Genomic DNA, 20,675 nt, shown 5'->3' with positions numbered 1-20,675 from the left:
GTCCCCACCCGCCCCACCAAGGGGTCCATTTCAGAACCTGTGCAGCCCCCACCGTCATGGCGAGGCCCGATCGTCGCCGGCCGGTAGCCTCCTTCCGCTCGCGTCCGGGGGTGGACAGAGCGCCGCGCCCTCGGGGCGGGAATGCAGGCGGAGCGGATCCATCCACCAGCGGATGCACACCGCGCGTGGCATCACAGCGCACGCTCGGCAGCAGGGCGGAAGGCGATTAGGGTGACGCCGCCTTCACAGCGCGGGAGCAATGCCATGAAAGCAGTGCGCTTCTCGGCCTTCGGGCCGCCCCCCGACGTCGTCCAGGTGGTGGAGGAGCCCCCCGCGCCGCTGAAGCCCGGCGAGGCGCGGCTGGCCGTGCTCGCCACGCCCATCAATCCCTCCGACCTGCTCACCCTGTCCGGCGAATACGGCGTGCTGCCCAAGCTGCCCGCCACGCCCGGCAACGAGGGCGTGGGCCGCGTGGTGGAGGTGTCCGGCACCGACGCCGTGGCCGTGGGCGACCTCGTGTTCCTCCCGCTGGGCGCGGGCACCTGGCGCACCCACCTCACCGCGCCCGCCGCGCAGCTGTTGCCCGTGCCGCCGGGTCTGGACCTGCTCCAGGCGAGCATGCTGCTCATCAACCCGCCCACCGCCTATTTGATGCTGCGTCAGTTCGTGACGCTCCAGCCCGGCGAGTGGGTGGTGCAGAACGCCGCCAACTCCGCGGTGGGCCGTTACCTCATCACCCTGGCGCAGGTGATGGGCCTGAAGACCGTCAACGTCGTGCGCCGCCAGGAATTGGCCGACCAGCTCAAGGCCCAGGGCGCGGACGTGGTGCTGCTGGACACGGACGAGCTGCCCCAGCAGGTGCGCGCGGCCACCGGCGGCGCGAAGGTGCGGCTGGGCATCGACGCGGTGGGCGGTGAGTCCGCGCGCCGCGTGGGCGACTGTCTCTCCACCGGCGGCACGCTGGTGAACTACGGCGCCATGAGCGGCAAGGGCCCCATGCTGTCCGCGGCGGCCACCATCTTCAAGGACGTCACCCTGCGCGGCTTCTGGCTGACGCGCTGGCTGCGGGATGCCCCGCGCGAGGAGCAGAACGCCACGCTCGCGCGGCTGGCGGAGCTGATGGCCGTGGGCACGCTCCAGGCGCCCGTGGACGGCACCTATCCGCTGGAGCGCATCCAGGACGCGGTGAAGCGCGCGCTGGAGCCGGGCCGCAACGGCAAGATTCTGCTCACCCCCAACCCCGCGGCGTGAAGCACCCGCCGCTCACTTGAAGGAACGACGACCATGAAGCGAGTCGAAGGCAAGGTGGCGCTGGTGACCGGCGGCGCGGGGGGCCTGGGCGCCGCGTCCGCCCGGATGCTCGCGCGCGAGGGCGCGAAGGTGGTGGTCACCGACCGGCGCGAGGGCGAGGCCCGCGCGGTGGCGGAGGCGCTGGGAGACGCCGGCCTGTTCCTCCCGCTGGACGTCACCCGCGAGGACCAGTGGGTGAGCGCGCTGGCGCGCACGGTGGAGAAGTTCGGGCGGCTGGACGTGCTCGTGAACAACGCCGGCATGGGCATCGTGAAGGACGTGGAGGAGATGTCCCTGGACGAGTGGAAGTTCGTGCACTCGGTCAACCTGGACGGCGTGTTCCTGGGCTGCAAGCACGGCATCCGCGTGATGAAGGAGTGCGGGTCCAAGGGCTCCATCATCAACATCTCCTCCATCGCGGGGCTCGTGGGCGTGCCGCAGTTCCCCGCGTACTGCTCCAGCAAGGCCGCCGTGCGCATGCTGTCCAAGTCCGTGGCGCTGCACTGCGCCTACAAGGGCTATGGCATCCGCTGCAATTCCATCCACCCCGGCTACGTGGAGACCGCCATGGTGGAGGCGCTGGCCCAGGCCGGTGGCCAGGCGGAGAAGACGCGCGCGCGCATGCTCAAGGGCATCCCCGCGGGCCGCTTCGGTGAGCCGGACGACGTGGCCAACGCCGTCGTCTACCTGGCGTCGGACGAGTCCAAGCTGATGACCGGCGCGGAGATGGTCCTCGACGGCGGCGCCACCGCGCAGTAGCGCGGCGGGCCCCCACTCCAGGCGCCCGGGGACGTCACTCCCAGGGCGCCCCGAGCAGCTCCCCGAAGCGGACGGCCAGCTCCATGCGGCCCACCAGCAGCTGTCCCCAGGCGGTGGACTGCGCGGCCCAGGTGGCTGGCGTGAGCCCCAGGGTCTCGAAGAGCTTCATCACGTCCCCGCCCTGCTGCATCGCCTTGATCATCCGCGCGTAGTCCACGAGCGTGGGGAAGGCGGACTCCGGGAAGAGCACCTCGCGGTCCACGTCCTTCAGCGGCACGCGGGGCTGGAGCGTCGCCAGCAGGCGCTGCGCGTTCACGCGGGCGAGCGTGTCCTGCTGTTCGCGTTCGGCGGCCTGCCGGGCCTGGAGCGCTTCGGCGGCGCGGCGCTGGACCTCCAACTGGCGCTCCTGGTCGCGGCGGCGGGACTCGGCCACCTGGCGGTCGATGGCGCGCTGCCGCTCGCGCTCCTCGTCCTCACGCCTGCGCTCGCGGCGCTCCCGCATCATCCGCAGCGCGTTGTGCGTGTCGTCCAGGAAGTCGCGGTGGATGTTGGACTCCTCCTGCGGAGACGGCGTGGCGCGCACGCGCTCTTCGAAGGCGGGGAGCCACGACTCGAAGTGCTCCAGCTCCGCGTCCAGGACGTCGCGGATGCTGGCGTCGCGGGACTCCAGTCCGTTGCGCAGCGCCATGGCGCCCTTCGACACGGAGAGGGACGCCGTGCGCGGGCGCGTGCCCACCACCTCCTCCGCCGCGTCCCAGAGGGCGCGCAGCCTCTTGGGCAGCGCCTCCACCGGGACGCGGTCCAGCAGCTGCTCCGTCTGGCGGTAGAGCCCTTCTGGATCCACGCGCCACCAGGTCTGGAAGCGCGCGAGCGCGTCCGGCTCCACTTCGCACTGGTGCTCCCACAGGCGGTCGCGCCAGGCCGCGAAGGCGGTGAGCAGGGCCGCGCGCTCGGCGGGATGGGACTGGAAGCGGCGCCACACGGCTTCGACGAACAGCTCGCTTCCGGTGAGGGAGCGCCAGGAGCGCACCACTCGGGACAGCGGCGTCACCAGCAGGTGCTGGCCCGGCCCTTCCCAGATGGCCATCAGCAACCGGCCAAGGTGCCCGGGGTCGGGGTGCTTCTCCGTGCGCGCGACTTCCGGGACGAGGCCCAGGTGCCGGCCCTTGGAGGGGAACATGATCAACGCTTGCAGCAGGGCCTCGCCGCTGTACATGTCGCGGGCCCAGTCGTTCAGCCGCCGCTGTTCGTCCACACCCGAATGGTGGAGGAAGCGCGCGAACTCGGACTCGCCGAAGCACGCGGTGCGGTCCTTCGTCGTGCCCCGGTCGATGGCGTGCACGGTCTCTTCCAGGAAGGCCCACATCGCCTCGGACTCTTCTTCCTCGGGAGGCTCGGGGTCGTCGCGGGGAGGCGTGGCGGCCCAGCTGAAGAAGTCGAGCGCGGTCTTCGCGGGCAGGTCGCTCAGCACCGAGCGCGCCCAGCGGGCCCAGCGCTGCTGGTCTTCCAGCCCCCACTCGCGGAAGGGGCGCCGCTTCGCGAAGGAGAGCAGCTCGTCCGCGAGCGACCCGACCGTGCGCAGCGACACGGTGAGCAGCGCTTCCAGGGCGCCCTCGGGCGGAGGGGTGGGAAGTTCGCGGAGGACCTCCCTGGCGAAGGCCGCGTCCCCATCCTTCCGCAGGCGCGCGAGCAGCCGGCGCGAACCCCACTGGCTCAGGGTGCGCCGCGCGAAGGCGGCGACGTCCGCGTCGGAGGAGTCCAGCGCCTGGGAGACCTCCATCTCGTCGCGAAGGCACAGCGCGCACTCGAAGCGGACCTCCGGGTCGGAGCCATACAGGCCCCGGTGCAGCGCTTCGGTGACGTTCGCCGGTATCGGCTCATGCGACGCCCGCGTCCAGGCGACCGCGGCGCGCGCGGACAGCTCCGGCACATGGAGCACGCCCAGGGCGAGCGTCCGGATCCGCTCACGCTCCTCGGGGCTGAGCCGCGGGTCGAGGCCATTGCGCCAGCGCGTCATCGCGAGCATGGCCTCCACCGCCACGCGGCCCTCCCCGTGCAGCACCTGGTTGCTCACGGAGAAGCGGGCGTCCCGCGACCAGTTGCCCTGGTGCACACAGGCGAGCGCGCCCAGGAGGCGCAGGGTCGGATCCGGTGATTTGTCCGCCAGCCACTCCACCGAGTCCGGCATGGGGCTGAAGGGCGCGAGCATCTCCTCCAGGGCCGCCTCCTCGATGGGGAGTATCAGCGCCCACGCGTCCTCCAGCTCCCGCACGAAGCCGCGCTGGATGAGGAGGGGCTCGATGCGACGGGCGTCCTCCGCGAGGCGCTGCACCGCGCCCCACTGCCGTGCGTAGCGCGCCTCCAGCACCGCCACCTGGGCGGGCTCCAGCGCGGCGGTGCGGGCCGCCAGGGCGAAGCGGTCCACGCCGGACTTCACCAACGCGCGCGCGGAGCCATGGCGCTCCGGCGGGATGGCGCCGCAGAGGCAGTGCGGGCACGCGGCATCAGCAGGGATGAAGCGGATGCACCCGGGGCAGCGAACCTCCGCGCCCTGGCGCACGCCGCTGTCGAGCAGGGCGGACATGCCGTGTGTCTACCCCGGTCCGGGGGTGTCACGCACCCGGGCCACGTGCGGCCCGCACGGCTCCTGGAGGCCCTGGCGCGGGACTACCTGCGAGGTGCCAGAACGATGATCGCCATTCCTGTCAGGGCCACCAGGGCCCCCACGATGTCCCAGGTGCTGGGCCGCTCCCCTTCCACGGCCCACAGCCAGGCCAGGGCCACCGCGATGTAGACGCCTCCATAGGCGGCATAGGTCCGCGCGGCCCCCGTGGGGTGGAGCGTCAGGAGCCATGCGAAGGCGGCGAGGCTCACGGCCGCCGGAACGAGGAGCAGCGGAGATCTCCCCTCGCGCAGCCAGAGGTAGGGCAGGTAGCACCCCACCACTTCGGCCACGGCGGTCAGGACGAAGAGGCCCAGGGCTCGCAGGAGGATGAGCATGGGGCGCTTCGTTCCACGGGGTGAGGTGCGCCAGCAAGCGCGTCCGCGAGGGGCGGTTGGAATGATGCCCTTCCGCTGCATGGCATTGCCAGCCGTGACTGTGCCATTCGTATGCCTATCCAGGGAGGCACACACATGGGCGCATTGGACGGGAAGATCGCGGTCGTCACGGGCGGCAGCACGGGCATTGGCTTCGCCATCGCGGAGCGCTTCGCCAGCGAGGGCGCGGAGGTGGTCATCGCCGGGCGCCGGCAGCAGCGCCTGGAGGACGCGGCGGCGAGGATTGGCCGGGGCGCCCGGGGCGTCGTCACCGACGTGGGCGACGACGCGCAGGTGAAGCGGCTCATCGACTCCGTGCCGCGCGTGGACCTGCTGGTGACGTGCGCGGGCGGGGCCGTGTTCGGCGCGGTGGACAGCGTGCCCTCGCAGTCGTGGCGGGCCCTCTTCAACGACCGCTTCTTCGGCCAGCTCTCCGCCTGCCACCACGCGGTGCCGAAGATGGCCCCGGGCAGCGCCATCATCCTGTGCTCCGGCATCGCGGGTCACACGGCCCTGGTGAACTACTCGGGCGGCGCGGGCCTGTGCGGCGCGGTCAACGCCATGGGCCGCTCGCTGTCCGTGGAGCTGGCGCCCAAGGGCATCCGCGTCAACGTCCTGTCCCCCGGCCTGACGCGCGACACGGACATCGACTGGGGCGTCCCGCCGGAGCAGGTGGGCGCGTTCCTGGACGCGCTCGTGAGCAAGGTGCCCCTCAAGAAGCCAGGCACCGTGCACGACATGGCGGACGCGGCGTACTTCCTCGCCACGTGCGCGTACGCCACCGGTCAGGTCATCGACATCGACGGCGGCTGGACCGCCGGAGCGTAGCGCTCCAAAGGACGGATGCGCCGGTGCCGGAGGAGCGATAGATACGTCGCTCCGATGAGCGCGACGCGCGCTGGAGGCCGTCTACGCACGCGTGGAGGCACGTGCGGCGGACATCTCCAGCTCCCATGACTGGTGGCCCTGTCGCCGGGGGTGTGCTCACTGCTGCCGTCACCTGGCCGCGCCGCTCCCGCTCACACAGCTGGAGTGGAGCTACCTGGAGGAAGGGCTCCAGCAGCTCTCCGCTGAAGTGCTGGAGGAGCTCCGCGCCCGCGTCGACGCCATGGCCGGGCAGGAGGCGCGTCCGTACACCTGCCCGCTGCTGGACCGGGAGACGGGGGCCTGCCGCGTCTACGCGCACCGGCGGGCAGGCCGTCGACTTCCGCGGGCCCGTGCACCGCGCCGTGCTGGAGCGCATGGGGCTGTGGGAGGCCATCCACGAACGGCGGACGCGGCTGGGCACGCAGGCCTTCGTCGACGCCACGGGCCGGACGCTGGCGGAGGTCCCGGCGTTGATGATGAGCGGCGACGTGGAGCTTCAACGCGGCGACCTCTGCCAGCTGCTCTTCGAGCGCACCCGTGAGCAGGTGGAGTACCGCTTCGGGGACAGCCCCACCGCGCTCCACGAAACGCCCGACGGCGTGGAGGTCGGGTTCGAGCAGCACGCCCCTCAACGCTTCGACCTGGTGGTGGGGGCGGATGGGTTGCGCTCGAACGTGCGCTCGCGCGTCTTCGGTGGGGATGACGGCCACCTGAGGCACCACGGCTTCCGCGTCGTGGGATGCACGCTGCCGAACGTGCTCGGCCTGCGGCGGCAAGGCGTCATCTACAGCGAGCCCGGCCGCGGCGTGTGCGTCACCAGCGCCCGCGCCGAGGACGAAGCCCGCGCGCTGTTCGTGTTCACCGGCGCGCCCCTCGGCCCTCGGGAGCGGTCCCTGGACGTGGCGCGCGAAGCGGTGGCGACGGCCTTCGTGGAGGCGGGCTGGAGGACCGCCCGGCTCGTGGAGGCGCTGCGCGGGGCGGAGGACCTCTACTTCGACGCCATCAGCTCCGTCCGGCTCCCGCGCTACTCACACGGGCGCGTGGTGTTGCTGGGAGACGCGGCCTGGGGCGGCACGCTGGAAGGACAGGGCACGCCCATGGCGATGGTGGGCGCGTACGTGCTCGCCGGGGAGCTGCTCTCGAATCCGGGCGCGCACGCCCGGGCCTTCGCGCGCTTCGAGTCCCGGCTCCGGCCCTACGCGACGAAGTGCCAGGAAGGCGCGAGCCACGTGGGCGGGTTCTTCGCGCCCCGCACGCGGGCCGGCCTGTTCCTGCGCAATCACATCTATCGACTGCTCACCACGAAGCCGCTGGAGCGCGTGTTCGAGAAGCTCGTCACCCACGCTGCCACCGGGTTCGTGCTGCCAGAGTACGCGGAGGCCTTCACGCATCAATCCGACAGCCGATGAAAACTAGAAAGCCGCCAATCCCGTGGCATAGCTCGCCGCGCGCCTGGAGCACCCAGGAGCAACCTTCCTCCAACAACGAGAGTCCGCATGAAGAAGACGGGAATGATGTGGGGGCTGTGTGTCGCGATGGGTCTCTCCGCCATCAGCTTCGCCGGCGAGCGATTCAGCGCTTCGGTCTACGTCAACACCACGACCCGCGCTTTCAGCGGAAACCTGGGAACGGCCCGCAACGGCTTGGACAGCGTGTCGTACCTCTGGTGTGCTTCCAACTCGGCGGGGGTCGGCCGGTGCTACGCGAAGGATGCCTCCGGCACCACCGCGAGCTGCGCGACCATCGACGCCGACATGCTCGCGACGATCCGTTCGCTGAACTCGGATTCGAACCTGCAGGTCTCCTACGACAGCCTGGGGGAGTGCACGTTCATCCACGTCGCCACCGGTTCTCACTTCGAGACCAAGGGCCCCTGAGCCGCTCGCGTTGAAGGCACCCCGCGCCATGATTCCACTCAGCCGCACGCTCGTCGTGCTCAACCTGATGTTCTTCGGCGCGGGGCTCGCCCTCTTCGTGCAGGGCCAGCGCGCCTCCGACAGCAACCGGGAGCTCGAGACCCGGTTGGAGCGGATGGAGGGACGCCTCGACCAGCTGCTCGCGCGGCGACAGGCTCCCGCCGTGGCGCTGTCCGGGGCACCCTCCCCCGCGCTGCCTTCGGACCTGGACGCGCGCATTGAGCAGGCCGTGAGCCGCGCGTTGCAGGCCCAGGCGCCCCATGTCCCGCCCCGGGAGGACCCGGCCCCCCAGGAGCCCTCCGCGCCAGACACGCGGAACGCCGAGGCCTGGGCCCGCGGCAACGAGGTGGTGGAGCGGGCACTCTCCGCACGCCGGTGGGGAGATGCCCAGGCGCGCGAGCTGGCGGCGTCCGTGCCCCTGCTCACGCAACAGCAGCAGATGAACCTCCTGCGCCGGCTCAGCGTGGCCATCAACGAGGGCCAGCTGAAGGTGGAGACTCTCGGGCCGCCCTTCTAGCGGGCTACCGCGCCTCCGCCGCCTGCTTCAGCGTGGCGATGTCCAGTTTCACCATCTTCAGCATCGCGCGCATGACGCGGTCCCGCTTCGCCTCGTCCGGATCCTGCAACACCTGCTGCATATAGGTGGGGACGATCTGCCAGGACAGCCCGAAGCGGTCCTTGAGCCAGCCACACTGCGCCGGCTTGCCACCGCCCGCGAGGAGCTTGTCCCACAGCGCATCCAGCTCCGCCTGCGTCTCACAGTCCACGCTCAGCGACACGGCGTCCGTGTAGGAGGGGCCCGGTCCACCGTTGAGCGCGACGAAGCGCTGTCCCGCGAGCTGGAAATCAATGGTCAGCACCGTGCCCTTGGGCGCGGGCCCCGCCTCCGTGTAGCGGGTGACGCTCAGGACCTTCGAGTCCTGGAAGATGGACGTGTAGAAGGCGACGGCCTCCTCCGCGTTGTAGTTGCACCACAGGCAGGTGACGATCTTCTGGGGTACGGACATGGGGACTCCTCCTGAGGGCTACGGTGGACGCCGCGCCGGCAGGAGGCAGCAGCACGAAGCCCGGCCGCCCTTCTCCCATTCAGTCGTGCAACCCCTGGCCTGCGTTCAAGGGTGGGCGCCAGCGGCCTGCTGAGCGGCGTCGGGCTGCGTGGGCACCTTCAGCTCCCCGGAGATGATGCGGGCCCGGAGCGCGTCCACCGTGCGCAGCGCCTCCGCCTTGCCCGGGAAGTCCAGCCGCACGGGCGCCAGCCCCATGCCTCCCTCCTTCAACCCGAGCGAGACATTCCCGCCCTGGAAGCGCCCCTGGCGGTGCTCGCGGATGGCCTCGTAGACCACCAGGTCCACGTGCTTCACGACGGCGGACAGCACCGCCTCTGGCGCCAGGTGGGACGGGTCGGAGTCCACGCCAATCACAGACACGGCCTTGCCGGCTTCGCGCGCCTCCTTCACGGCCTGGATGGCGCCCAGGCCGTCCACGCCGGCCGCCGCGAAGACGACGTCCGTGTTCTTGAGCAGCAGGTCCTGCCCCACCTGCTTGCCCAGGGCGAAGTCCGTGAAGCTGCCGGTGTAGTTCACCAGCACCGTGGCGTTCGGGTTCGTCGCGGCCACGCCGGCCCGGAAGCCGGCCTCGTAGCGCTGCACCAGGGGAATCTTCATCCCGCCGACCATGCCCACCCGGCCCGTCTTCGTGACGAGCCCGGCCAGGGCGCCCGCGAGGAAGCAGCCCTCCTCCTCCCGGAACACCACCGTGCGCACGTTGGGCAGCGTGATGACCCGGCCCTGCGCGTCCAGGAGCGGGCTGTCCACCAGAAGGAAGGGCAGTGAGGGATTGCGCCGGGCCACCGTCTCCACGGCGTTCTCCAGCATGAAGCCCACGCCCATCACCAGCGATACGCGCTGCTCCGCGAGCAGCTGGAGGTTCGGCTCGTAGTCCTCCGCCACGCGGCTCTGGAGGACCACCGGCGTGATGCCCAGTGGGCCCAGCTCCCCTCCGCGCGCGGCGATGTCCGGAGCCAGCGAGGCCTGCCGCTCGGACGCGGTGACCTCCTGGTAGCCCGCCTTCTCGTACTTCTTCCCCGCGGCCCACAGCTCCAGTCCGCGCAGGGCGGAGTCGTTGAAGGAGTGGTCGCCCCGGCCGCCCAGTCCCAGCACCAGGCCGACGGTGGGCGCGGGCGGCGCGGCGGGCGCCTCCTTCTTGCAGCCGGTGACGGCCGCCAACAGACACAGGACGAGGGAGGGGATTTGGCGGCGCGGGCTCATGACACCGCGAAATGTATCACGCGCCTTCTGGCCCGTCGGATGACGGCGGAGCCGCTCAGCGTTGCGTCAGCGTCGCGGGCCCATCTTCAATCATCGCGTCGAACAGGTCGCGACCGGCCGGCCTCACGATAGGCTGCGCCCCATGACCTACCGACGCGCTCCGGTGAAGGCTCCGCGACTCTCTGGCATGGCCCTCAAGGCCATGGTCAACACGCTGGAGCGGGGCGGCGTGGGCCCGGCACTGCTGGAGAAGTTGATGCGGGACAGCGGCATCGAGCAATGGCGCGAGCTGCCCGCTGGCGATGCGCCGCCCGTCCAGTACCCGCTGCCGCAGGGTGCGCCTCCCGCAGAAACACAGACGCCGGTGGAGCAGGCCGCGCGCGCAGCCGCCGCGTCCCCCGTGACGCCGAAGCGGGAGACGGTCTCGGCGTTCGCTCGCGCCTACCGGGACGGGAGCACGGATCCGGTGGCCGTGGCGCGCAAGGTCCACGAGGCGATTGAACGGCTGGACGCCGGTGCGGACCGCCTGGGGCTCTTCATCGCTCGCAAGCCGGAGGAGGTGCTGCGCTCGGCGGAGGCGTCCGCGGAGCGGCTGCGCGCGGGCGCCCCCTTGAGCGTGTTCGACGGGGTGCCCGTCGTCATCAAGGACGAGCTGGACCTGGCCGGCTTCCCCACGACGCTGGGCACCACGTTCCGCACCGAGCCGGCCCGGACCGACTCCACCGTGGCCGCCCGGTTGAAGGGCGCGGGCGCGGTCATCCTGGGCAAGGCCAACATGCAGGAGATTGGCATCAACCCCATCGGGTTGAACCCGCACCACGGCGCCGCGCGCAACCCGTGGAACCGGGGCCACATCACCGGCGGCAGCTCCAGCGGCTCCGGAGCCGTGGTGGCGGCGGGCCTGTGCCCGGTGAGCATTGGCGCGGACGGCGGCGGCTCCATCCGCATCCCCGCCGCGCTGTGCGGCGTCGTCGGCCTCAAGGCCACCTGGGGCCGCATCCCGGAGACGGGCGTGCCGCCGCTGTGCTGGAACGTGGCGCACGTGGGCCCGCTGGGCCTCACCGTCGACGATGTCGCGGCGGCGTATGCGATTGTCGCCGGGCCGGACGGCCACGACGTCGTCTCCCGGCAGCAACCTCCGCATCACCTGTCTGGCCTTGAAGACGGCGCGTTGAAGGGCGTCCGTCTGGGAATCTGCACGCCTTATTTCGAAGACGCGGATCCGGACGTGGTGTCGCGCTGCCGCGAGGCCGTGCGCGCCCTCACCGACGCGGGCGCCACGGTGGTGGAGCTGCCCGCGCCGGACCTGAACACCATCCTCTGGACGCACAGCTGCATCATCCTGAGCGAGATGGCGGAGGCGATGCTGCCGCAGGTGAAGGCCCGCGCGTCGGTGTTCGGGCTCGACTCGCGCACCAACCTGGCGCTGGGGCGTCACTTCCGGGCCACGGACCTCATCCACGCGCTGCGGCACCGGCACCGGCTGACCCGCGAGCTGCTGGCGCTCATGGCGGACGTGGACGTCATCGTCACCCCGACGACGGCGAGCACCGCGCCCGCCATCCCCGAGGCGACGCTCCCCGCAGGCGAGTCGAACCTGCCGGTGGTGGACGCCCTGATGCGCTTCATCCGCCTGGCGAACCTCACCGGCTGCCCTGCCCTCTCCGTGCCCGCGGGCTTCGACCGCGCCGGCCTGCCCGTGGGCGTGCACCTCATGGGGCGCCCCTACGAGGAGCACCTGCTGCTGCGCCTGGGCCGCGTGGTAGAGCGCGCGACCGAGCGCCGCACGCCGGGCATCCACGTCAGCGTTCTGCCCTGAGCGGGACAACTCTTCTTCTCATCTCCCGATAACCTCCCCGAACCACGAGCACGGAAGGCCCGGGACATGTCCATCGACGGAGTGGGGAGAGGCGGAGCCCGGCAGGTGACGCCGCGCGCCGTGGAGGAACAGTCCGGCCCCGTGGCGAAGAACGCGCTCGCGCGTCCCCTGGCGGCCAAGGACGTCTTCGAGGCGAAGCGCGCCCAGTCCTCCACCCCGGGCAACGCGAACCTGCCGCCCATCCAGTCCAACACGGGCACGGTCCAGGCCGGCACGGTGCAGCTGGATGACGCGACGAAGGTGGCTCGCGGCGCGCTGAAGATCGACTCGAAAGCGGATCCGAAGCTCTACGACGGCATGTACCTGGGCTCGGACGGCTACGCCTATCCGCCGGACAAGTTCTCCGTCTCGGAGGTGCCGCCGTTCAAGCCGGAGAAGCCCATCGCGTCCCCGACGCCGACGACGTACCACGTCAACGGCATCCTCACGCAGCCGCAGGGAGACGGGAACGCCACGGGCGAGGCCCAGAAGCTGGCGAACGAGTCGGGCACCAACGTGGTGCCCATCTACAACGCCACGGAGGGACTGCCCGCGGACGTGACGCAGACGGGCCTGGACCGGCTGGGCCTCGGTGACAACAAGGCAGCCCAGACGCTGGCGGACGCCATCTACAGGGACCTGCAGGCCGGCAAGAAGGTCAACGTCACCGGCTACAGCCAGGGCGGCGCCATCGTGTCGAGCGCGCTGCGCGAGGTGGACAACCGCATCAAGGACGACATGGGCGGCTTCTGGGGAAACCTGCCCATCTTCGGCGACGGCAACCGCGACAAGCGCGAGGCGCTGCTCGGGAACATCAACGTCTCCACCTTCGCGGGCGCGGGCAAGACGTTCCCGGACGGGCCCAAGTACACCTTCTACGTGAACAAGCAGGACCCCGTGCCCACGTGGCTGGGCACGCACGCGTTCAACCCGGTGACGGACATCGTCAGCGGCATCGCGTCCGGCCTCTTCCCCGGCATCGGCATCCTCAACGGAGGCCCGTCCACCCAGTACCCGGAAGGCGCCACCATCCACACCTTCGACTCCCCCGGGAACGGCGAGGTCTTCGCCCTGGACGGCAAGCACGGCATCGACACGTACCTGAACAACATCCAGGACGCGGTCTGAAGCCACCGGGGCGCGATGGCGCCCCGGGACGAAGCACGCCTACTCGCCCGTGGAGCACTTCCGCGGGCAGCTGGCGCCAATCAGCTCACACCGGTCGATCTGCGCCTGCGTGGTGGCGTTCTGCAGGCACCGGCTCAGGTTCACGCTGCAGGCCTCCAGACACGCCTCGACGGGATCCAACGCCTGCTCCGCCGACTGGATGTCCAGGCCCTCCTCCGTGCCAGGGCCGCCACAGCCCACCAGCAGTCCCACCGCCCACAGTCCGGCAACGATCGCAGCTCGCATGCATCTCTCCTGGTTTGGGGGTTTCTACCGCCTTGCCAGGATATCGCGCCCTGCGCGCGAGGGGATCAGGGGCTCACGGTGAGGCGGGCGCCTGCTCCTCGTTCCGCACCCGGCTGGGACGGCGCTCGGGGACGGGCGCGACTCCGCCCACCCACTCCCAGTCCATGCCGTTCCACGTCTGTTCGCACCAGCGCAGGTCCGTGGCCAGCTCGCGCGCCTTGGTCCCGTGGGGGATGAGCGCCCAGCCCAGCCGGGACTGCTTGCACTCGCCACTCTTGAACTTCAGCAGCCGGCGCTGGCCCTGGGCCTCGGCGCGCTCCGCTTCCCAGAGCGCCTGGTTCCGCAGGCCGTCGCCCTGCGCATCCACTCCGTTCCACTCACACCACGCCTGAACGTCCTTCAGTCGGACCAGCTTCGATCCCCGGGAGAGTTCCGTCACAGCCGCGACGAGAAGGTCGGGGGTGATGACACGCATGCGTTGGGGCCTCCGGTGCAGATGGGCGAAGGACCCCAACGTACAGCGTAGGAAATGGCGGAGGGCCTCAGCTCCTCCATGCGTTTGTCATGGTTCTGTCATGAAGCTGGACCATGACGCAGGCAGGCATGCGTCAGGGCTTCGGCGCGGGCTTGCCTGCCGGGGCGGGCGGTGTGGCGGGCTTCGTCTTGGAGTACGTGGCGATGCGGTTCGTCACCTCGCCCATCAGGTCGTTGGGGATGGGGACGGAGAGGTTGTACTGGGCGATCTTCCAGCCGGCCGCGTCCTTCACCAGCACGCCGCTGCCGCGCGCGGGGCCCAGGTTGGGCGTGTCCAGCGCCTCGTCGAACCAGGCGACCTGGCCGTCCTTGGAGAAGAACACGTTGCGGGACACCGACTTGAAGGACCACGCCTTGCCCTTGGAGAAGTAGGGCTTCGACCACGCGCGGAACTGGTCCACCGTCCAGCGCTCCTCACCGTCCGTGCCCATGAAGACCGCGTCCGGCGTGAAGAAGGCGAAGTAGCGCGCCTCGTTGGCCACCGCCGCCGCGCGGTGCCAGTCGTCCAGCACCGTGGCCACCGCGACCTTGGGGTCGGCCGGAGCCTGGGCCGCGGCCGGAGCCGCGACGGGGTTGGCGCCGAGCGCCAGCAACAACCAGGAGACGGATGCCATCGGGTTCACCTCGACGAAAGGGGGGTTCGCGGTATGAAGCGGCAGGCGTGCCCCCAGGTCAAGGCATGCGACACACGACGGCGGTGGCGTGATGCTCGAAAGTTTTCAGGTGGGCACGGGTGACGTGCTCACGGTGATGTTGCACGGCTTCCTCGGGACGGGCCGCAACCTGCGCTCGCTGGCCGTCGCGTGGACGAAGGCGGATCCGCGCCGCCGCATCCTCCTGCCCGACCTCACCGGCCACGGCACGTCCCCGGCCCTGCATCCGGAAGCGGACCTGACCACGCTCGCGCGCGACGTGGTGGCCACGCTCGACGCGCAGGGCTTCACCGGCGCCGTGGACTGGGTGGGCCACTCGCTGGGCGGCCGCGTGTCCCTGGCCGCGAGCCTGGAGTCCTCCGAGCGCGTGCGCAGCGTGGCGCTGCTCGACATCGCGCCCGGGCCCGTGCCGCTGAACCTGTCGGACAGCGGCTATGTCCTGGACATCCTCTTGAAGGCCCCGCCACGCGCGGACAGCCGCAAGGCCCTGCGCGAGAACCTCACCGGCAACGGCCTGTCGGAGCCGCTGTCGGACTGGCTCCTCATGAACCTCACGCCCGACGGTGACGGCGTGCGCTGGCGCTTCGACCGCGACGCGCTCCTCCAGCTCCACCGCCGCGTCAACGGCCAGGACCTGTGGCCCGCGGTGGAGCGCCCCGTGCACCCGCCCCTGCGCTGCATCCGCGGCGGGCGCAGCCGCTACGTGTCCGAGGAGAGCGCCCGGCGCCTGGAGGAAGGTGGCTGTCCCGTGGCCCTCCTTCCGGATGCCGGCCACTTCGTGCACGTGGACAATCCCCAAGAAGTGCTCGCGTGGCTGATGGCCCCCTGATGGATACACAGACCGTCCTGCTCGTCTTCGTCGCGGTGGGGCTGGACGGCCTGGCCGGGCTCGCGGGCGGGGTGCTGTCCGAGCGCTGGCTGCAACGGAGGCTGCCCGCGCTGGTGGCCTTCGCCGCCGGCACGCTGCTGAGCGCGGTGTTCCTGGAGGTACTTCCGGAGGCGGTGGAGGCCCGGGGCAATGCCGCCTTCGCGTGGGCCTTCGCCAGCTTCGTCGCGCTGGCGCTGGTGGAGTGGGCGCTGGGCCATCACCACCACGACGCGGAGGCCGCCGCGGGACATGCACACGGCCATCCTCATGCGCACCCGGGCACGCCCACGCTGCCGGGCGCGCTGCTCGCGTCGGATGCGTTGCACAACGTGGGTGATGGCGCGGCGGTCGCGGCGGCGTTCCTTGTTTCGCCGCAAGCGGGCTTCGCCACCGCGTTCGCGGTCATCGTCCACGAGCTGCCGCAGGAGGTGGGCGACTACGCGCTCCTGCGCGCCGCGGGCTGGACTCGCGCGCGGTCGCTGGTCGCGCTGGGCGCGGTGCAGCTCACCGCCGCGGTGGGCGCCGCGGGCGTGCTGCTGGGCACGCGGTATCTGCCCTCGCTCCAGGGCACGGTGCTGGCCATCGCCGGAGGCTCGTTCCTCTACATCGGCGCGGTGGACCTGCTGCCGGAGCTGCGCCGGGGCCCGGACTCACGCCAGCGCGTGGTGGGCTTCCTGTGTGGGCTGCTGCTCATTGGCGGATTGCACTTCGCGGAACGGTTCGCGGGAGGACATGGATGAACACCCCTGGAAAGAAGCAGCCCATGCAAGGAAAGACCGTGATTGTCACCGGCGCGTCCGCGGGCATCGGCGAGGCGCTGGCGGTGGCCCTGGCCCGCCTGGGCGCGAACGTGGCGCTGGCGGCGCGGGACGCCCAGGCGCTGGAGCGCGTGAAGGGGTTCTGCGAGGTCGCCGGTGGCAAGGCGCTGGCGGTGCCCACCGACGTGGGTGACCCGGAGGCGTGCCGCCGGTTGGTGGAGCGCACGGTGGAGGCGTTCGGCGGCGTGGACGTGCTCGTCAACAACGCGGGCATCACCATGCACTCGCGCTTCGAGGACGTGAAGGACCTGGGCCTCTACGAGCGCCTCATGCGCATCAACTACCTGGGCGCGGTGCACTGCACCTTCCACGCGCTGCCGTACATCAAGGCGCGCAAGGGACTGCTCGTCGCCGTGTCGTCCCTGACGGGCAAGACGGGCGTGCCCATGCGCACCGGCTACGCCGCCAGCAAGCACGCGATGCAGGGCTTCTTCGATTCGCTGCGCATCGAACTGTTGGGCACCGGCACGGACGTGCTCGTGGTGTCGCCGGGCTTCGTGGCCACGGACATCCGCGCGCACGCACTGGGTCCGGAGGGCCGGCCCCTGGGACAGAGCCCTCGTGACGAGGCGGGGCCCACCATGGACGTGGACACCTGCGTGGCCCTCATCCTGCGCGCCATGGAGCGCCGCGACCGCGAGCTGGTGATGACGCTCACCGGCCGCGTGGGCCAGGTGCTCAAGCTGGTGGCGCCCGCGCTGGTGGACAAGCTGGCCGCGCGCGCCATCCGCGGCAAGAAGGCCTGAGGCTACTTCTCCAGCCGCGACACCATGCCCCACAGGCCGTCGAAGGTGGCGTTGCCCACCTGGTGCAGGCCGAAGCCCCAGAGGAAGGCGGTCATCCACGCGCCGGAGCCGCCCCACGTGGGCGCGAAGACGTCCAACACCTGGAGCCCCAGCAGCACCGCGATGATGGACATCATCCCCAGCACCGCGAGCTCCACCTTCCACAGGTCTCGCGAGCGCGGCAGGGGAATCCAGTCCAGGTTCACCAGCACGTCGGTGCTCGCCTTCGTGGACGACGGCGGCAGGGGGGAGAGGTTCCCGGTGGCGGGCCCGCCGGGCAGCGGCGACTGCGGCGGCGGTGGCGACTCAGAGGCCGGCTGAGAGAAGGGGTCCAGCGTCACGGCGGAGGGAACGGACTCCAGGGCCAGCCGGCCGCCCATGGACACCGGGGGCGGCGGGAGCGTGACGTGGCGCGCGAAGTCCTCGCGAGCGGCGCGGTACTCCGCCGAGGCCAGGTTCGCTTCGCCCTTGTCCAGCTGCTCGCGCGCCGTCGCCAGCCGCGCGTCCACCGCGGTGCGCCAGTCCGACTGGGTGTTCAGCCCGCCGCCGGACTGGGCCTGGAGCTGCGTCAGCGCCTCCTCCAGGTTGTCCACCAGCTCGCGCAGGTACAGCGCGTGCGCGGACTGGTAGTAGAGGTAGGCCTCGTCCACGCTGGCGGACATGCGGGCCCGCGCCCGGGCCAGCTGTTCGCCCACGCGCAGGCGCAGCGCCGCCCACTCCTCCTGCGTGAAGCCGCCAGGAAGCTCCTTCGAGGTGAGGGCGTCCTCCAGGTCCATCAGGAGGATTTCGAGGAACGCCTCGCGCGCGGTCTCCACCAGCCGGCGGGACGCCTCCAGGTCGGGCCCGGGCAGCTGCTGGCGCGCGCGCAGCACGTACAGGGGCAGCTCCCCCTGGAGCCGGCGGCTCACCGGGTCATCCCCGCGCTGGGAGGTCAGCGTCCGCGACTGCTGCTCCAGCTCCGTCAGCCGCGCCTCCAGCACCGCGCGGGCCACCGCCTCCAGGTCGAGCGTGCGCAAGAGCTGCGCCTGTTCGGAGAAGTCCGCGGACGTGGCCTGATCATTCTGGAGCAGCGTCTCCACCGCCTTGAGCTTGCGCTCCGCGTCCAGCAGCGCCACGCCCTTGAGCCCCTCCAGTTGCCGCAAGAGCACGGACCAGAGCGAGAACAGCTGGAGGCGCGCCTCGAAGAGGGCGAGCACGGAGTCCTGCACGACGAGCCCGCTCAGCGGCCGCTGGATGTCCGCGAGGAGCGCGTCCACCTGGCGGCGCAGCGACGCGGCCACGGTGGCCTCGCGCTCCAGCGGACGGGCGGGCACCAACGATTGCAGCTTCTGGCGCGCGGCCTCCGCGCGGCTGCGCAGGTTCACGCGCGGGCGCACGCGCTGCACGTAGAAGCGCACCGCCGCGGACGTCACCACGCCCAGGAAGATGAGGAACGCGCCGAATATCGCGGGCGTCTTCACCCAGACGGTGAAGGCCTGCTCCACCGGCGCGCCCTCCGGCACGAGCAGCCGCACCGTGCCGGTGTACTCGCCGGATTCCGGCAGGTCGTCCACGTCCAGGCTCAAGAGGCCGGTGCCATGGGCGGGCACCTGGAGGATGCCCTCCTTCCCCGGGCCCTGCGGCTGGCCATCCGGTCCGCGGAAGAACCACTTCGCGTCCTGCGCCTGCACGGGCGCCGCGCCGTCTCCCGAGCCGCCCGCCCTGCGGTCCAGCTGCACCACCGCCGCGGGCCCCACCGCGCCGCCCACGCCCGCCGTCTCGCGGAAGGTCAGCCGCACCGTGGCCTTGCCGGAGAACGGCCCCAGCGTCCAACCGCGCGCGGGGGCCACCGGATAGAACTGCACCGTGGGCGCCGCCGCCACGCGCTGCACGACGAGCGGGGTGACCTCCCGCACGCCGTCGCCCAGGAGCACCACGCGGCCGTGGAAGTCACCGGTCGCGGGCAGGTCCGCGGACAGCGTCACCGTCACCGGCTGCCGCACGGAGATGGGCACCTCCGCCGCGCCCTCCGTCGGGCTCACGCGCACCGTCACCGGCACCTGCGTGCCGTCCGCCGCGAGCAGTGGATCCACCAGCACCGTCACCCGCGTGGCCTCCGCGCCCGCGTCGCGCGGTGCGTCCGGAGACACGTCCGTGGACGTGGGCAGCAGGTCCACGCGCAGCACCGTCTCCAGGTGGGCGGTGGACGTGCGCAGGCGCACCTCGTTGTTGGAGGACAGGCCCGCGAGGCCGAAGCGCGGCGCCGCGCCCGCGAGCATGGGCCACAGGCAGAGCACGGCGCAGGCCAGTGTCACGCCCGTGGAGAGCAGGCCCTTCGCGGCCAGGGGGCTTCGAGCGGGAGGGCTCATGCGCGCGGACGATAGCAGTCCCCTCCCCCGCGCTCGCATGCGCGTCCACGCGCGCGGATCCGAGGCCTCGCCACAACACGGGTGTAGCAACCCCGCTCCCAGGCTCGCCGTGGGCGGCCCGGCCTCGTCACTCCCAGCCGAGGCGGCGCAGCACGCTCCCGGACAGGCTCGAGCGGATGGTGTCCAGGGGGATGCCCTCGTCGTCCTCGGCGGATTCGTGGCCGGGGCGTGGGTCTCCGCTGTGGTGCAGCGCGACCAGCTCCAGGTCCGGCGTGAAGCAGGGCGACCCGGACGAGCCCGGGTGCGTGTTGGTGCAGTAGGTGACCCGCGTCTGGGAGCGGTTGACCGCCTGGAACGTGTCCAGCGCCACCTGCATGGGCCGCCCCTTCGGGTGCTGCACCACGAGCGCCAGCGCGCCCGTCTCGAACGCCGTGGGCGACGACGGGGCCAGCGGGATGAAGCCTCGCGGCCGGTCTCCCAGCCGGTCCTCGCCGGGGGCGTCCTGAATCTGCAGGAAGGCGTAGTCCAGCTCGTCGCGCGTGGCCTCGCGCGGGCGCGGGTGCATCAGGTCCGCCGGGCTGTGCGGGCTCTGCGCCAGGCACGCCGTCACCGCGTACACCCGGCCGGGATGCACCGCGATGCGGTCCGGCAGCACCTTCAAGTCGAAGCGCACGCGCAGCGCCTCCAGCAGCCGGTGCTCGATGACGTGCGAGTTCGTCAGGACGATGTCCGGCGCCACGAGGAAGCCGGTGCCCAGCGCGCGGCCGCCCTCCAGCTCCACGCGGCACACGCGCCGCGACAGCGTGGTCAGCCGGTCGCGCCAGACCTGCGGCGTCAGCGCCAGCCTGGACTGCTGGACGATGCGCATCAGGGCACTGCCGGACACGCTGCGCTGCACGGAGGACAGGTAGCTCTGCAGGAAGCGGCGGATGCGCGGATGGCCCGGCGCCGCCGCGTGCGCGCCGCGCACCAGCACGTCCGTCCACCCCTCCGCCTCCGCGGTGCGCACGAGCGCCCGGGCCCGCGCCGCCCCCTCCCGTTCGACGGGGGGCACCAGGCTGCGACCGCATTTCACCTCGACCATCCGGAGGAGTTCCTCCACCGAGGTGAACGCGCCCAGGAGGGCGTGGGTCAGTTCCTCCTGTTCGGAGCCTTCAAGCTCCATCCAATTCCTCGCTGCCGCGCGCAAATGCATCTCCGCCGTGCACCCTGAAGTGTACGCACGCGGGCAGCGATTGCACCGGGCGGGGGGCACCCGGA

The 20,675-nt window shown here is 71.6% G+C and carries 20 protein-coding genes and 1 pseudogene; 12 read left to right on the top strand and 9 right to left on the bottom strand.

Annotation, left to right across the window (positions count from 1 at the left end; translation table 11 throughout):
• Window positions 1-264 precede the first annotated feature (264 nt).
• Window positions 265-1,251, top strand: coding sequence for a zinc-dependent alcohol dehydrogenase family protein (locus tag D7V80_RS21665; RefSeq protein WP_120589956.1), 987 nt, complete (start codon window positions 265-267; stop codon window positions 1,249-1,251).
• 33 nt (window positions 1,252-1,284) lie between these two features.
• Window positions 1,285-2,049 carry a glucose 1-dehydrogenase gene (locus D7V80_RS21660; protein ID WP_120589955.1) on the top strand — a complete coding sequence of 255 codons (765 nt, stop codon included), beginning with the start codon at window positions 1,285-1,287 and terminating at the stop codon, window positions 2,047-2,049.
• Window positions 2,050-2,083: 34 nt separating this feature from the next.
• On the opposite strand, the gene D7V80_RS21655 is transcribed toward D7V80_RS21660, so the two are convergent.
• Together D7V80_RS21655 and D7V80_RS21650 are read right to left on the bottom strand one after the other, a co-directional pair.
• Window positions 2,084-4,633, bottom strand: coding sequence for a hypothetical protein (locus tag D7V80_RS21655; protein WP_120589954.1), 2,550 nt, complete (start codon window positions 4,631-4,633; stop codon window positions 2,084-2,086).
• A gap of 83 nt (window positions 4,634-4,716) precedes the next feature.
• Complete coding sequence (locus tag D7V80_RS21650) at window positions 4,717-5,049, bottom strand: YnfA family protein (RefSeq protein WP_120562296.1); 333 nt, start codon at window positions 5,047-5,049, stop codon at window positions 4,717-4,719.
• A gap of 135 nt (window positions 5,050-5,184) precedes the next feature.
• On the opposite strand from D7V80_RS21650, the gene D7V80_RS21645 reads away from it, so the two are divergent.
• The 5 genes and pseudogenes from D7V80_RS21645 (at window position 5,185) to D7V80_RS21625 (ending at window position 8,388) form a co-directional block, all read left to right on the top strand.
• Window positions 5,185-5,916, top strand: coding sequence for an SDR family NAD(P)-dependent oxidoreductase (locus tag D7V80_RS21645; RefSeq protein ID WP_120589953.1), 732 nt, complete (start codon window positions 5,185-5,187; stop codon window positions 5,914-5,916).
• A gap of 91 nt (window positions 5,917-6,007) precedes the next feature.
• A pseudogene (locus tag D7V80_RS21640) lies at window positions 6,008-6,223 on the top strand (YkgJ family cysteine cluster protein); the annotation flags it as partial.
• Between the two features lie 82 nt (window positions 6,224-6,305).
• Window positions 6,306-7,364, top strand: coding sequence for an FAD-dependent monooxygenase (locus tag D7V80_RS21635; RefSeq protein WP_233585595.1), 1,059 nt, complete (start codon window positions 6,306-6,308; stop codon window positions 7,362-7,364).
• A gap of 87 nt (window positions 7,365-7,451) precedes the next feature.
• A complete protein-coding gene (locus D7V80_RS21630) occupies window positions 7,452-7,832 on the top strand; it encodes a hypothetical protein (protein ID WP_147447171.1) in 381 nt (126 codons plus the stop codon).
• A 28-nt stretch (window positions 7,833-7,860) separates the two neighbouring features.
• The gene (locus D7V80_RS21625; RefSeq protein WP_120589951.1) at window positions 7,861-8,388 is read left to right on the top strand and encodes a hypothetical protein; all 528 of its coding nucleotides are present in this window, start codon (window positions 7,861-7,863) and stop codon (window positions 8,386-8,388) included.
• Between the two features lie 4 nt (window positions 8,389-8,392).
• On the opposite strand, the gene D7V80_RS21620 is transcribed toward D7V80_RS21625, so the two are convergent.
• Together D7V80_RS21620 and D7V80_RS21615 are read right to left on the bottom strand one after the other, a co-directional pair.
• Entirely contained in the window at window positions 8,393-8,878 is a 486-nt protein-coding gene (locus D7V80_RS21620) for a VOC family protein (RefSeq protein WP_120589950.1), read from the bottom strand.
• Window positions 8,879-8,983: 105 nt separating this feature from the next.
• Window positions 8,984-10,138: a BMP family protein gene (locus D7V80_RS21615; protein ID WP_120589949.1), complete on the bottom strand. Its 1,155-nt coding sequence runs from the start codon at window positions 10,136-10,138 to the stop codon at window positions 8,984-8,986.
• 142 nt (window positions 10,139-10,280) lie between these two features.
• On the opposite strand from D7V80_RS21615, the gene D7V80_RS21610 reads away from it, so the two are divergent.
• Both D7V80_RS21610 and D7V80_RS21605 read left to right on the top strand, forming a co-directional pair.
• Window positions 10,281-11,957: an amidase gene (locus D7V80_RS21610; RefSeq protein WP_120589948.1), complete on the top strand. Its 1,677-nt coding sequence runs from the start codon at window positions 10,281-10,283 to the stop codon at window positions 11,955-11,957.
• 66 nt (window positions 11,958-12,023) lie between these two features.
• On the top strand, window positions 12,024-13,124 hold the full coding sequence (locus D7V80_RS21605; RefSeq protein ID WP_120589947.1) for a PE-PPE domain-containing protein: 1,101 nt from the start codon (window positions 12,024-12,026) through the stop codon (window positions 13,122-13,124).
• 39 nt (window positions 13,125-13,163) lie between these two features.
• On the opposite strand, the gene D7V80_RS21600 is transcribed toward D7V80_RS21605, so the two are convergent.
• From D7V80_RS21600 to D7V80_RS21590, 3 genes are all read right to left on the bottom strand, one after another.
• The gene (locus tag D7V80_RS21600) at window positions 13,164-13,409 is read right to left on the bottom strand and encodes a hypothetical protein (RefSeq protein ID WP_147447170.1); all 246 of its coding nucleotides are present in this window, start codon (window positions 13,407-13,409) and stop codon (window positions 13,164-13,166) included.
• A gap of 73 nt (window positions 13,410-13,482) precedes the next feature.
• The gene (locus tag D7V80_RS21595) at window positions 13,483-13,884 is read right to left on the bottom strand and encodes a hypothetical protein (RefSeq protein ID WP_120589945.1); all 402 of its coding nucleotides are present in this window, start codon (window positions 13,882-13,884) and stop codon (window positions 13,483-13,485) included.
• 133 nt (window positions 13,885-14,017) lie between these two features.
• Window positions 14,018-14,557, bottom strand: a complete 540-nt coding sequence (locus tag D7V80_RS21590; protein ID WP_120589944.1) for a nuclear transport factor 2 family protein — start codon at window positions 14,555-14,557, stop codon at window positions 14,018-14,020.
• A gap of 88 nt (window positions 14,558-14,645) precedes the next feature.
• On the opposite strand from D7V80_RS21590, the gene D7V80_RS21585 reads away from it, so the two are divergent.
• Genes D7V80_RS21585 through D7V80_RS21575 form a run of 3 tightly spaced genes read left to right on the top strand, consistent with a single transcriptional unit; the run spans window position 14,646 to window position 17,028 of the window.
• Window positions 14,646-15,425, top strand: coding sequence for an alpha/beta fold hydrolase (locus D7V80_RS21585; RefSeq protein WP_120589943.1), 780 nt, complete (start codon window positions 14,646-14,648; stop codon window positions 15,423-15,425).
• Window positions 15,407-16,204, top strand: coding sequence for a ZIP family metal transporter (locus D7V80_RS21580; protein WP_158616676.1), 798 nt, complete (start codon window positions 15,407-15,409; stop codon window positions 16,202-16,204). Before D7V80_RS21585 ends, D7V80_RS21580 begins: the two co-directional genes overlap by 19 nt.
• Complete coding sequence (locus D7V80_RS21575) at window positions 16,201-17,028, top strand: SDR family oxidoreductase (protein WP_120589941.1); 828 nt, start codon at window positions 16,201-16,203, stop codon at window positions 17,026-17,028. The genes D7V80_RS21580 and D7V80_RS21575 overlap by 4 nt, the downstream gene beginning before the upstream one ends.
• Window positions 17,029-17,030: 2 nt before the next feature.
• Here D7V80_RS21575 and D7V80_RS21570 read toward each other — a convergent pair whose 3' ends face one another.
• Both D7V80_RS21570 and D7V80_RS21565 read right to left on the bottom strand, forming a co-directional pair.
• Window positions 17,031-19,415 (bottom strand): hypothetical protein, encoded by a 2,385-nt coding sequence (locus D7V80_RS21570; RefSeq protein WP_120589940.1) that lies wholly within the window; start codon window positions 19,413-19,415, stop codon window positions 17,031-17,033.
• A 127-nt stretch (window positions 19,416-19,542) separates the two neighbouring features.
• Complete coding sequence (locus D7V80_RS21565; RefSeq protein ID WP_120589939.1) at window positions 19,543-20,580, bottom strand: trypsin-like peptidase domain-containing protein; 1,038 nt, start codon at window positions 20,578-20,580, stop codon at window positions 19,543-19,545.
• Window positions 20,581-20,675 lie beyond the last annotated feature (95 nt).

The organism is Corallococcus sp. CA054B, assembly GCF_003611625.1.
Lineage (GTDB): Bacteria > Myxococcota > Myxococcia > Myxococcales > Myxococcaceae > Corallococcus > Corallococcus coralloides.
This window is presented reverse-complemented; position numbering and strand designations above follow the sequence as displayed.

Coding starts and splice junctions, on each gene's coding strand:
- D7V80_RS21565 (WP_120589939.1), bottom strand. CDS start 20,580: ATGGAGCTTGAAGGCTCCGAACAGGAGGAACTGACCCACGCCCTCCTG.
- D7V80_RS21665 (WP_120589956.1), top strand. CDS start 265: ATGAAAGCAGTGCGCTTCTCGGCCTTCGGGCCGCCCCCCGACGTCGTC.
- D7V80_RS21610 (WP_120589948.1), top strand. CDS start 10,281: ATGACCTACCGACGCGCTCCGGTGAAGGCTCCGCGACTCTCTGGCATG.
- D7V80_RS21570 (WP_120589940.1), bottom strand. CDS start 19,415: ATGAGCCCTCCCGCTCGAAGCCCCCTGGCCGCGAAGGGCCTGCTCTCC.
- D7V80_RS21615 (WP_120589949.1), bottom strand. CDS start 10,138: ATGAGCCCGCGCCGCCAAATCCCCTCCCTCGTCCTGTGTCTGTTGGCG.
- D7V80_RS21650 (WP_120562296.1), bottom strand. CDS start 5,049: ATGCTCATCCTCCTGCGAGCCCTGGGCCTCTTCGTCCTGACCGCCGTG.
- D7V80_RS21630 (WP_147447171.1), top strand. CDS start 7,452: ATGAAGAAGACGGGAATGATGTGGGGGCTGTGTGTCGCGATGGGTCTC.
- D7V80_RS21645 (WP_120589953.1), top strand. CDS start 5,185: ATGGGCGCATTGGACGGGAAGATCGCGGTCGTCACGGGCGGCAGCACG.
- D7V80_RS21600 (WP_147447170.1), bottom strand. CDS start 13,409: ATGCGAGCTGCGATCGTTGCCGGACTGTGGGCGGTGGGACTGCTGGTG.
- D7V80_RS21625 (WP_120589951.1), top strand. CDS start 7,861: ATGATTCCACTCAGCCGCACGCTCGTCGTGCTCAACCTGATGTTCTTC.
- D7V80_RS21660 (WP_120589955.1), top strand. CDS start 1,285: ATGAAGCGAGTCGAAGGCAAGGTGGCGCTGGTGACCGGCGGCGCGGGG.
- D7V80_RS21575 (WP_120589941.1), top strand. CDS start 16,201: ATGAACACCCCTGGAAAGAAGCAGCCCATGCAAGGAAAGACCGTGATT.
- D7V80_RS21595 (WP_120589945.1), bottom strand. CDS start 13,884: ATGCGTGTCATCACCCCCGACCTTCTCGTCGCGGCTGTGACGGAACTC.
- D7V80_RS21590 (WP_120589944.1), bottom strand. CDS start 14,557: ATGGCATCCGTCTCCTGGTTGTTGCTGGCGCTCGGCGCCAACCCCGTC.
- D7V80_RS21655 (WP_120589954.1), bottom strand. CDS start 4,633: ATGTCCGCCCTGCTCGACAGCGGCGTGCGCCAGGGCGCGGAGGTTCGC.
- D7V80_RS21605 (WP_120589947.1), top strand. CDS start 12,024: ATGTCCATCGACGGAGTGGGGAGAGGCGGAGCCCGGCAGGTGACGCCG.
- D7V80_RS21620 (WP_120589950.1), bottom strand. CDS start 8,878: ATGTCCGTACCCCAGAAGATCGTCACCTGCCTGTGGTGCAACTACAAC.